We start from the raw sequence: 10,272 nt of genomic DNA on the forward strand, positions 1-10,272 counted from the left end.
GCCGCCGCGTCCCAGCCGGGCGTCAGCACCTTGCCGCGCACGCCGGGCGCGCCGGCGGGATAGGGCAGCGAGCCGCGCGGATAGATGGCGTAACGCCCGCCCGTGTCGGTCAGCGGCCGACCCTGCCCGTCGGTTTCCGCCGCCACGATCCGACCGGCAGCCCGGCGATAGCCGTGCCAGCTCATCAACAGCCGGCCGCGCAGTTCAGGGAACATCGCCCCGTCGTAATAGATCAGGTCTAGCGGCGCGGCGTGCGGCGGCAGCAGGGCCAACGGCCGATCCCTCTGGCCGCACCGCGCCTGCGCCGCGCTCCATCCCGGCAGGGGCGTCGCCAGGTCCACGCAATAGGGCCAGCCGAAATGGCCGCCTGGGCGCAGCACATTGATCTCGTCATAGGGATGATCCGGCGTGGTCAGGTCGACCGAATTCTCGCCCTGCAGGATCGTGCCCGACGAATGTCGGACCAGGGCGATGGAGTTCCTCAGGCCCGAGGCGAAGACCGCGCCAGCCTCGTCCCACCGGCCGTTCCCCAGATAGGCGTGACGCCGAACCTGGGCCGTCTCGGCGCTGTCGGCGCAGGCGCCCGAGGTCGTCGTGCGCGGCCGGCCCCTGTCGTCCAAGCACCGATCGCTGGGCGCGCCGACATTGACCAGCAGCGCCCCGTCGCCATCGAAAACGAAGCTGGACAGCGGGTGGCGGTTGTCGTGCAGCCGGTTGTCCGGCAGGCCGCCGATCACGGTCCGCACAGTCGCCGCCGGATCGGCCGCCTCCGGGTCCAGCGTCAGGACGCGGTTCATTTCGGACACATAGATGCGGCCGTCCGGCCCGCGCGCCGCGGTGTGCGGCATCGACAGACCCTGGGCCAGTCTGCGCCAGCGCGGCGATCCGTTCGGTGCGAACGACAGCCGCCAGACCGAACCCCGCCCGGCCTGCCAACTACCCAGGTCCGTGACCAGCCAGTCGCCGCCGGACAGGGCCAGCAGGCCGCGCGGCATTCGCGGCTCGTCCGCCCCGTCGCCCTGCCACACCAGGCCCAGGCAATAGCCCGGCGCCATCCGCACCGTGGTCATCGGCCGCCCTCCGCAGTCGCCTTGCGTCGCATAGGTCCGCTGGGCCGCGCTCGCGCCGGCCGGCGTGGCGATCAGGGCCAGGATCAGAAGGAGGGGGCGCAGCATGAGGTTCCCAGCTTCTCCCTTTCGTCATCCTCCGGCAAGCCGAGGCGGGGCGCGCCGCCTCAATCCAGATGCGCCCAGAACCAGTCGCCGCGTCGTTCGACGGTTGTCGGCAGGCCGAACAGGTCGCTGAGGACCGGGCGGGTCAGCAGGTGGTGCTTGGCGCCGTCCGCCAGCACCTGGCCGTCGCGCAGCATTACCAGATGGTCGATCTCGGGCAGGATTTCCTCGATGTGATGGGTGACCAGCACCAGGGTCACGCCTGACCGCGCCACGTCGCGCAGCGCCTCCAAAAACTGTCGCCGTGTCGCCGGGTCCAGCCCGCTGCACGGTTCGTCCAGCAGCAGGGCGCGGGGCTGGTGAACCAGGGCGCGGGCGATCAGAACGCGCCGCGCCTCGCCCGTCGACAGGGTGGCCATCGTGCGCCCGATCAGATGGGCGGCGCCCATCCGCGCCAGCGCCTCGCGGCTGGCCTGGCGCATCGCCTCCGTCACCTTGTGGTTCCACACGCCGCGCGCGGCGAAGAAACCGGACACCACCGCATCGAACACCTCCAGCCTCTCGTCGCTGGTGAAGTCGGACTGGACGGCGGGCGACACCACGCCCAGCAGGCTGCGCAGTTCGAAGACGTCCCAGTGCGCCCTGCCCAGGATGCGGACCTCGCCCAGCGCTCCATGCCCGCCCACGCCGGCGGTCGTATAGATCTGGCGGGTGATCAGCTTGACCAGGGTCGACTTGCCCGACCCGTTTCGGCCCAGGATGGCGGTGTGACGCCCTTCGGGGATGGTCAGGCTGACGCCGTTCAGCAAGGTGCGGTCTCCGCGCGCGACGCTCACGCGGTCCATCGACAGAAGGGGGTGGGTCATGGCCGAAAGCCTAGCCGTTGTGGGCAAGAGGCGGAACCCGAAGAGCGACGTCAGATCAGGCCCTGAGCCTGGGCCTCGCGCATCAGGCCGTCGCGGAACTCGGGCGCCGCCAGGGCGATCAGGGCCATTGCCCGTTCGCTGGTCGACCTGCCCTTCAGATCGGTCCAGCCGTGTTCGGTGACGACGATGTGGGTGTCGTTGCGCGGCGTGGTCACCGGCCCGTCCAGACGCGCCACGATGCGCGACGCCGCGCCCTTGGCCGCCGTGGAGTGGCAGGCGATGATCGACTTGCCGCCCTGCGACCCATAGGCGCCGCGCACGAAGTCCAGCTGGCCGCCCGCCGCCGTGAACTGGCGTCCGTTCAGAAACTCCGAGCAGCAGGCGCCGGACAGGTCGATCTGAAGCGTGGCGTTGACCGAAATCATCCGGGCGTTTCGCGCGATCACGGCCGGGTCGTTCACATAGGAGACCGGATGGGCCTCCATCCCGCGATTGTCGTCCAGGAAGTCGTAGGTGTTCTGGTCGCCCATCGAGAAGGCGAAGACGCCGACCCCGGGGTGCAGGGTTTTCCGGGCGTGATTGGCCGCCCCCGCCTGCATCAGCTCGACCAGGCCGGGCGTCAGCATCTCGGTGTGGACGCCCAGGTCGCGGTGGTCCTTCAGGGCGTCGCAGACGGCGTTGGGCAGGGCGCCGATGCCCATCTGCAGGGTGGAGCCGTCCTCGACCAGATCGGCGATGATCCGGCCGATGGCGCGGTCGGCGGGCTGGGGCTGGGCCTTGGGCACGACCAGCAGCGGAGCGGCGTGTTCGACGATGCCCGCGACCCGCGACACATGGACGGTGCAGTCGCCGAACACGCGCGGCATGTGCGGATTGACCTCGACGATCACCGCGCGGGCCGTCTCGGACACTGGCTTGGAATAGTCGGTGTTCGTGCCGAACGAGAAGAAGCCGTCCTCGTCCATCGGCGACACGACGCAGATCAGCGTATCCACCCCGACTTCATGACACAGCAGGCGCGGCGACTGCTGGAAGCCCGTGGGGATGAACTGGACCGGATTGGGTCGGCCCGCGTCGCGCGCCCGCTGCTCCAGCCCGCGTTCGATGGCGGTGTGGAACAGGCTCCAGGGACGGATGCGGCCCATCAGTTCGTCGCGCAGCACCGTCTGGCCGGCGATGGCGGTGCTGAGCAGATAGTAGAGGTTGACGTCCTCGACCTCGCCGCGCTCGGCCCGGTCGGCCAGGGCCTTGAGCAGGGCCGGCGGCTGGGACACGCCCAGGCCCATGGCCACCTTGGCCCCGGAGGCGATCAGGGCCGCGGCATGGTCGGGTGTTTTCAACCGTTCGGCATAGAGGCGGGCGGCGTCGTCCATGGCGTGTCTCCGTCTGCGCCCCTCTCGTGACCCTTGCGGGGGCGTCCAGGCCCACTATCCTCCGTCGCGGCGGGAGAGGGGCCTTAGACTTTGGTCGGGCCCTCGGTTCGGTCCAGCATCTCGTGATCCTGCAGCGCGGCGTGACGCCCCCGCTGCAGCCGGGCCACGCCATAGGCGACCAACCACAGCGCCATGGCCCAGGCCGCACCCACCGCCCATCCGGCCAGCACGTCCGACGCCCAGTGCGCCCCCAGATAGATGCGCGTCAGCCCGACCAGCAGGGCCATCAGTATGCCCACCCCCAGGACGAAGGCCTTGAACCGCCGCCTGGGAAAGGCGCGCGTCAGCATGACGGCGACGGACAGATAAAAGACGGTGGAAAGCAGGGCGTGGCCCGAGGGGAAGCTGGCGTTGATCGTCTCGACCGCCTGCATGGCGGCGGGCGGCCGTTCGCGCTCAAACACCGCCTTCAGCCCCTCGCTCAGCGCCACGCCGCCGGCCAGGCCTAGCACCAGCAGGAGCGACGACAGCCATTTCCTCTGGCTCAGCAGAAAGACGATCACGATCAGGGCGAACAGACCCAGCACCGATATGCCGCCCAGCGAAGTGATGTCGGCCGCCGCCTCCTTCAGCCACCACGGCCCCCATGGTCGACCGGGATCGTCGGCATAGGGCCGCATCAGGGCCAGGACGTGCTGGTCGAAGGCCTGACCGTCCGCCTCGGTCATGTCGTCGGCGATCTCGATGAAGCTCAACACCCCGCCCGCCATGACCAGCAGGGCGGTCAGGGCCGCGATCTCGGTGCGGGCGACCGTCAGGATACGTCTCAAAACGGCGCGAACGTGTGCGAATGTCATGGGCAGGCGAACGGCCAAGCTGGCCGGATGTTCCGATCACGCGCTCGTGATCTCGCTGTCGCGCGGATGCAAAAGGAGCGTGCTGGCTTGCTTGCTGGCTTTTCCACATGCCTGCGCGACTTGTCCGACCGATTCGCTCATAAACTGACCGTCAAGCCCGTTGACGGGTTATTAGGCATGTGCGCCCTATATGTGGGCTCGGGGAGCGCCAACGCCACTAGATGATGTGGTCGCGGCGCGGGCGGCTCAAACGATTTTTTGTTCAGGACGCAGATGACCATGGCTGGCGGCGAGGCATTGAAGACGACGGAATTCCAAGGCGTTGCGGCGACGCCGACGCCGGAGCGCCCCCATCTGACCGTGGTCAAATCGGTCCAGGTGGATCGGTCCCGCGACGATCTGCTGACCGACTTCGGCAAGAAGACGCTGGAAGACCGCTATCTGCTGCCGGGCGAAAGCTATCAGGACATGTTCGCCCGCGTCTCCACCGCCTTCTCGGACGACGCCGAACACGCCCAGCGCCTGTATGACTATATGAGCCGCCTGTGGTTCATGCCGGCGACCCCGGTCCTGTCGAACGGCGGCGCGGATCGCGGCCTGCCGATCTCCTGCTTCCTGAACGCGGTGGGCGACAGCCTGGACGGCATTCAGAACGTCTGGAACGAGAACGTGGCCCTGGCCTCGAACGGCGGCGGCATCGGCACCTACTGGGGCGGCGTCCGCTCCATCGGCGAGAAGGTGAAGGGCGCGGGCAAGACCTCGGGCATCATTCCCTTCATCCGCGTGATGGACTCCCTGACGCTGGCGATTTCGCAAGGCTCGCTGCGTCGCGGTTCGGCCGCCGTCTATCTGGACATCCATCACCCCGAGATCGAGGAGTTCCTGGAAATCCGCAAACCCTCGGGCGACTTCAACCGCAAGTCCCTGAATCTGCACCACGGCATCAACGTCACCGACGAGTTCATGGAGGCGGTCAAGGTCGGCGGAACCTTCGATCTGAAATCGCCCAAGGACGGCGCGGTTCTGAAGACCGTGGACGCCCGCTCGCTGTGGACCAAGCTGCTCGACATCCGCATGCAGACCGGCGAGCCCTATCTGATCTTCTCGGACACGGTGAACCGCCAGATGGCGCCGCACCAGCGCGACCTGGGCCTGAAGGTCAAACAGTCGAACCTGTGCGCCGAGATCATGCTGCATACTGGCAAGGACCACCTGGGCGTGGACCGGACCGCCGTCTGCTGCCTGTCGTCGGTCAACGCCGAGACCTTCCTGGAGTGGCGCGAGGAGCCCCGCTTCGTCGAGGACCTGATGCGGTTCCTGGACAATGTGCTGGAAGACTTCATCCAGCGCGCGCCCGACGCCATGTCGGCCGCCGTCTATTCGGCCAGGCGCGAGCGTTCGGTGGGCCTGGGCCTGATGGGCTTCCACTCCTTCCTGCAGGGCCAGGGCGTGGCCTTCGAAAGCGCCATGGCCAAGTCCTGGAACATGCGCCTGTTCAAGCATCTGCGCCGCGAGGCCGACAAGGCCAGCCGCACCCTGGCCGAAGAGAAAGGTCCCTGCCTGGACGCCCAGGATCGCGGCGTCATGGAGCGGTTCAGCCACAAGCTGGCCATCGCCCCCACCGCCTCCATCTCGATCATCTGCGGAGGAACGAGCGCCGGCATCGAGCCGATCCCGGCCAACATCTACACCCACAAGACCCTGTCCGGCTCCTTCGCGGTCAAGAACCCCTATCTGGAGCGTCTGCTCGACGAGAAGGGTATCAACACCGAGGCCGTCTGGAACTCGATCCTGGAGCATGAGGGGTCGGTCCAGCACATCGACGATCTGAACGAGGACGAGAAGGGCGTGTTCAAGACCGCCTTCGAACTGGACCAGCGCTGGGTGGTCGAACTGGCCGCCGACCGCGCGCCGGAAATCTGCCAGGCCCAGTCGCTGAACCTGTTCATCCCTGGCGACGTCAACAAGTGGGACCTGCACATGCTGCACTGGTCGGCATGGGAGCGCGGCGTGAAGTCACTGTATTATCTGCGCTCCAAGTCGGTTCAGCGCGCCGCCTTCGCCGGCGCCGAGGACAAGGCCGAGGAGGTGGTCGATCCGAACCAGCCCGACCTCTTCTCCATGCCCAAGACCGACTACGACGAGTGCCTGGCCTGCCAGTAAGGCCGGCGCACCGACGACCTGAGAAAAGGCCCTGCGACCGCAGGGCCTTTTTCGTTCTGGAACCCACCGACACGGGTCGCCGTTGAAAAGCGACGAAACCGTGTCGAAAACTCCGTTGGACTCCTGCGTCTCTTGGTTGCAGGGTGATCGCCAGCGGATCGGTGGGGAGACCGAATGCGTTCCAAGGTGTTGATGATGGGGGCCTGCGGCGTCCTGGCTTCGGTCGGGATGGGCGCCGATGTCGCCTGCGCCCAGACCTGGGCGCCCAACGCCTTCGACACGCCCGCCGACAACGCCGTCGCCCGCCTGATCGACCAGACCCGTTTCCGTGTGGCGCCCGACGCCCGCTTCGGCGGCGATATCGAACTGCCCCCCGCCTTCCAGCATGACGATCGCTCAGGGCTGGAGGCGGCCAGCCGCCGCGACGTCTGGATCGACCGCGCCGCCTTCACCGACCGGGTCACGCTGGAGACCGCAGGCCGTCTGCGCCGCGCCGACGGCTCGCCTCTGCCGGTCACGCCCGTCGACCGGGCCGAACTGTCCCCCGACGCCTACGACCTGCGCTATGTGCGCGGCTTCCGCGGCGCCCACGGCCATACCGCCTCGGGCCTGGAAGTCAGCCTGACCCCGCATGCCGGTCTCGGCGTCGGCAGCGAGGGGCGTTCGGCCGAGGCGGGCGTCACCCTCAAGATCGGCGAAGGGCTGGAGCGTCTGGCCCCCAGCGGCGCCGAACGCTTTGGGGAACGCCCCCGCTGGTATGTCTACGCCGCCGGTTCGGGCCGGGCCGTGGGCTACAACTTCGCCCGCACCCGCGACGGCGACTATGCCCGGTCCGGCTATACCCAGGACAAGGGCAGCTTCCTGGGCGACGCCTCGGTCGGCGTGGCCTATCGCAAGGGCGACATGCAGACCTCCATCGGCGTCGTCTATCGCGAGATCGACGCCGGCAAGGGACTGCGCGGCATGAACGGCCTGGACACCGACGTCAGCGAGGGGCTGCTGGCCTTCCAGCTGTCGATCCGCCCCAGCCGCTAAGGCTTCAGCGGACCTCCGACACCGCCACGCCCTCGCGACGCGGATCCGCCCCCGCGTCCCATCGTCCATCGCGCCAGATCGCGCCGTGCAAGCCCGACGTCTCGGTCGCATTCGGCCGCAGAGGCATGCCCGCCGCGCCCAGGGCTTCGCGGATGTCCGGCGACATCATCTGGGTGTCGGCGCCCACCATGTCGCCGCGCACCACCAGATTGGGCAGGGCGATGGCCTCCTGCATCGACAGGTTCCACTCCAGCGTCCCGACCAGCGCCTTGGCCACATAGGCCAGGATGCTGGACCCGCCCGGCGAGCCGATGGCCCCGATCAGCCGTCCCTGCCGATCCAGGATCAGCACCGGCGTCATCGACGACCGGGGCCGCTTGCCCGCCGCCACCGCATTGGCCGCCGGATGGCCGTCCTCCTGCGGAGTGAAGGAGAAATCCGTCAGCTGATTGTTCAGGAAAAAGCCGTCGACCATCCGCCCATTGCCGAACAGGCTCTCGACCGTGGTGGTCATGCTGACCGCATTGCCCCAGGCGTCGACGACGACGAAGTGCGAGGTGCCGCCCGGTTCGGCCGTTCGGTCCGTCCCGCGCGGCGGCGATCCGGTCGGCGCCCCGGCCTCGACCGGCCCGTTCACCTGCGGGGCCAGCGCCGCGCGCCCGGCGATATAGTCGGGATCCAGCAGGCCCGCGATGGGCACGCCGACGAAATCGTTGTCGCCGACATAGCGGTCGCGATCCGCATACATCAGCCGCTGCAGACGCCCGAACGCCACCCAGGCTTCCGGGCTCCGCGCCCCCTTGTCCAGATCGGGCGTGTCCTCCGCCATCGCCAGGAATTGCAGCAGGGCCACGCCGCTGGACGGCGGCGGCGGCACACAGACCACATAGGCCTGATACGGCCGGCACAGGGCGTCGCGTCGCAAGGGTCGATAGGTCGCGATGTCCGCCTCGGTCAGGCCGCCCGGACGCGGCCCCTCCTGCACCGTCGCCGCGATCCGCCGCCCGATCGGCCCGCCATACAAGGCCCCCGGTCCCTGAGCCGCCAACCGCGCCACCGTCTCGGCATAGGCGGGGTTCTTCAGCGTGTCGCCCGCCTGATAGCGTCGTCCGTCCGGCCGGGTGAAATAGGTCGTCGCCCAGGGGGTTTTCGCCTGGGGCGCATTGCCGTTGATCATGCCCGCCAGACGCGGGCTGACCGTGAAGCCGTCGCGCGCCAGCCGTTCGGCCTCCCCGAACAGATCGCGCCAGGCCAGCTTGCCGTGGTCCTTCTGCGCCATGGCCAGCATGGCCACCGCCCCCGGCGCCCCGGTCGACCGCCCCGACAGCACCGCCTCGATGAAGGCCAAGGGCTTCCCATCCTCGTAAAACAGCTCGGGCGTCGCCGACGCCGGCGCCGTCTCGCGTCCGTCATAGGCGGTCACCGCGCCGGTCGTGGCGTCATAGGCCATCAGGAAGGCGCCGCCCCCCAGGCCCGACGACTGCGGCTCCACCAGCCCCAGCACCGCCTGGATCGCCACCGCCGCATCTACCGCCGACCCGCCGCGTCGCAGCACCGCCATTCCCGCCTCGGCCGCCAGCGGATTGGCCGCCGCCACGAACGGCCCCCGCGCCGCCTCGCTTCCGACCGGGGCGGACGTCGGAACCGCCGCGACCGCGCCCCCGTTCGGCGCCGCGCCCGTCTGGCATCCGGCCAGGATCACGGGAACGAGCAGGGCGGCCAGTCGGCGACGAAGAGGGCGCATGGGATATTCCAGGACGAGGCGAAAAGACCGGACGGCCGGCCGTCGCCCCAACGCCTAAGCGGTCTGCCGCCCCGCGCCAACCGTTCTATGCGCAGAAACTGCATTCCCCCGCTTGCGTCCGGCCCATCCACCCGCTAAAGACCCGCCCTCGCCGCAAGGCAGCCGCACCCGTAGCTCAGCTGGATAGAGCATCAGACTACGAATCTGAGGGTCGGGCGTTCGAATCGCTCCGGGTGCGCCACTTCGGTTTAAAACCGAGAACTCCGCCAGCGGCGGCGTAACTCCCACCATCACTAGACGCCAATGCCCGCAGAAGCTCTGTTCGTGAGCCGATGATGCGCGCTTCGGTCTTGCTGATGACCTCCACTCGTTGCGTCAGGGCGCGCAGATGGTCTCGCCTATAGCCGCTGGTCCGATCCCGCAGCTTGCGCCGGGCGGCGGTGGCAAACCGCGCCAAGGCGTCCGGCGTAATCGTCGGCGCCAACCGCTCGACTGACGCACTGATCCGCTCGGCGTCCGCCCTGGCCTGATCGCGGGTGCCGGAAAGTTCGGCGACCCGATCTTTCAGCGAGGCGTCATCCGGCGCCAGCAGACCGTTCTCGATGGCTTCATAGAGCCGGTTCAGCTTGGCCTCGGCCTCGGTGGCGCGCTTACGCATCTCCGCGATGTGGCCGCGCCTCTGGTCGGCCCATTCCTCTCGACGATCCAGAAGCTGCTCCATCAGAGCCGCGAGGCGGTCCGGATCGAGTAATCGGGTTTCGAGATGGTCGATGATCGCGTTGTCGAGCTTGTGCATGGGGACAGCTAGGCCGGTGCAGCCAGTCTCGCCCATGCGAGCCTTGGTCGAACATGCGTAGTAGCGGTACTGGCCGCCCGCGCTACCTTTTCCCGTCCTCAAGGTCATGGCCCCGCCGCAGGCGCCGCAGAAGCAAATCCCCGTCAGCAGGTTTGGGCCGGTGGAGACGCGCGGCGGGGTCCACTTAGGATTCCGAGAGGTGAGACGCGCTCGAACTGATCCTCCCTCGTTTCAGTGGACACCCATGCTAGCTTTTCGGAGCTGGA

8 protein-coding genes and 1 tRNA gene are annotated in these 10,272 nt (G+C 68.5%); 3 read left to right on the forward strand and 6 right to left on the reverse strand.

The annotated features are described in order from the left end of the window. The 4 genes from RTU05_RS14920 to RTU05_RS14935 form a co-directional block, all read right to left on the reverse strand. Positions 1–1,175: PQQ-dependent sugar dehydrogenase (locus RTU05_RS14920; RefSeq protein ID WP_312599139.1), on the reverse strand; the 1,175-nt coding region annotated here is incomplete at its 3' end. Positions 1,176–1,234: 59 nt separating this feature from the next. Then, entirely contained in the window at positions 1,235–2,038 is an 804-nt protein-coding gene (locus RTU05_RS14925; protein WP_312599140.1) for an ATP-binding cassette domain-containing protein, read from the reverse strand. Between the two features lie 50 nt (positions 2,039–2,088). Next, positions 2,089–3,411, reverse strand: coding sequence for an acetyl-CoA hydrolase/transferase C-terminal domain-containing protein (locus RTU05_RS14930; protein ID WP_312599141.1), 1,323 nt, complete (start codon positions 3,409–3,411; stop codon positions 2,089–2,091). Between the two features lie 83 nt (positions 3,412–3,494). Beyond that, positions 3,495–4,268: a phosphatase PAP2 family protein gene (locus RTU05_RS14935; RefSeq protein WP_312599142.1), complete on the reverse strand. Its 774-nt coding sequence runs from the start codon at positions 4,266–4,268 to the stop codon at positions 3,495–3,497. A gap of 273 nt (positions 4,269–4,541) precedes the next feature. Here RTU05_RS14935 and RTU05_RS14940 point away from each other — a divergent pair, with 273 nt between their 5' ends. Further along, entirely contained in the window at positions 4,542–6,431 is a 1,890-nt protein-coding gene (locus tag RTU05_RS14940; RefSeq protein WP_312599143.1) for a ribonucleoside-diphosphate reductase subunit alpha, read from the forward strand. 174 nt (positions 6,432–6,605) lie between these two features. Further along, positions 6,606–7,466: a lipid A-modifier LpxR family protein gene (locus RTU05_RS14945; protein WP_312599144.1), complete on the forward strand. Its 861-nt coding sequence runs from the start codon at positions 6,606–6,608 to the stop codon at positions 7,464–7,466. A gap of 4 nt (positions 7,467–7,470) precedes the next feature. Here RTU05_RS14945 and RTU05_RS14950 read toward each other — a convergent pair whose 3' ends face one another. Further along, complete coding sequence (locus RTU05_RS14950) at positions 7,471–9,210, reverse strand: gamma-glutamyltransferase family protein (RefSeq protein ID WP_312599145.1); 1,740 nt, start codon at positions 9,208–9,210, stop codon at positions 7,471–7,473. Between the two features lie 164 nt (positions 9,211–9,374). Here RTU05_RS14950 and RTU05_RS14955 point away from each other — a divergent pair. Further along, positions 9,375–9,451 (forward strand) — tRNA-Arg (locus RTU05_RS14955). Here the strand turns inward: RTU05_RS14955 and RTU05_RS18330 are convergent. Further along, positions 9,407–10,156: a recombinase zinc beta ribbon domain-containing protein gene (locus RTU05_RS18330; RefSeq protein WP_409411635.1), complete on the reverse strand. Its 750-nt coding sequence runs from the start codon at positions 10,154–10,156 to the stop codon at positions 9,407–9,409. The genes RTU05_RS14955 and RTU05_RS18330 overlap by 45 nt on opposite strands. Between the last annotated feature and the right edge of the window lie 116 nt (positions 10,157–10,272).

Source organism: Brevundimonas sp. (assembly GCF_032017145.1).
GTDB lineage: Bacteria > Pseudomonadota > Alphaproteobacteria > Caulobacterales > Caulobacteraceae > Brevundimonas.

Coding starts and splice junctions, on each gene's coding strand:
- RTU05_RS14925 (WP_312599140.1), bottom strand. CDS start 2,038: ATGACCCACCCCCTTCTGTCGATGGACCGCGTGAGCGTCGCGCGCGGA.
- RTU05_RS14930 (WP_312599141.1), bottom strand. CDS start 3,411: ATGGACGACGCCGCCCGCCTCTATGCCGAACGGTTGAAAACACCCGAC.
- RTU05_RS14935 (WP_312599142.1), bottom strand. CDS start 4,268: ATGACATTCGCACACGTTCGCGCCGTTTTGAGACGTATCCTGACGGTC.
- RTU05_RS14940 (WP_312599143.1), top strand. CDS start 4,542: ATGACCATGGCTGGCGGCGAGGCATTGAAGACGACGGAATTCCAAGGC.
- RTU05_RS14945 (WP_312599144.1), top strand. CDS start 6,606: ATGCGTTCCAAGGTGTTGATGATGGGGGCCTGCGGCGTCCTGGCTTCG.
- RTU05_RS14950 (WP_312599145.1), bottom strand. CDS start 9,210: ATGCGCCCTCTTCGTCGCCGACTGGCCGCCCTGCTCGTTCCCGTGATC.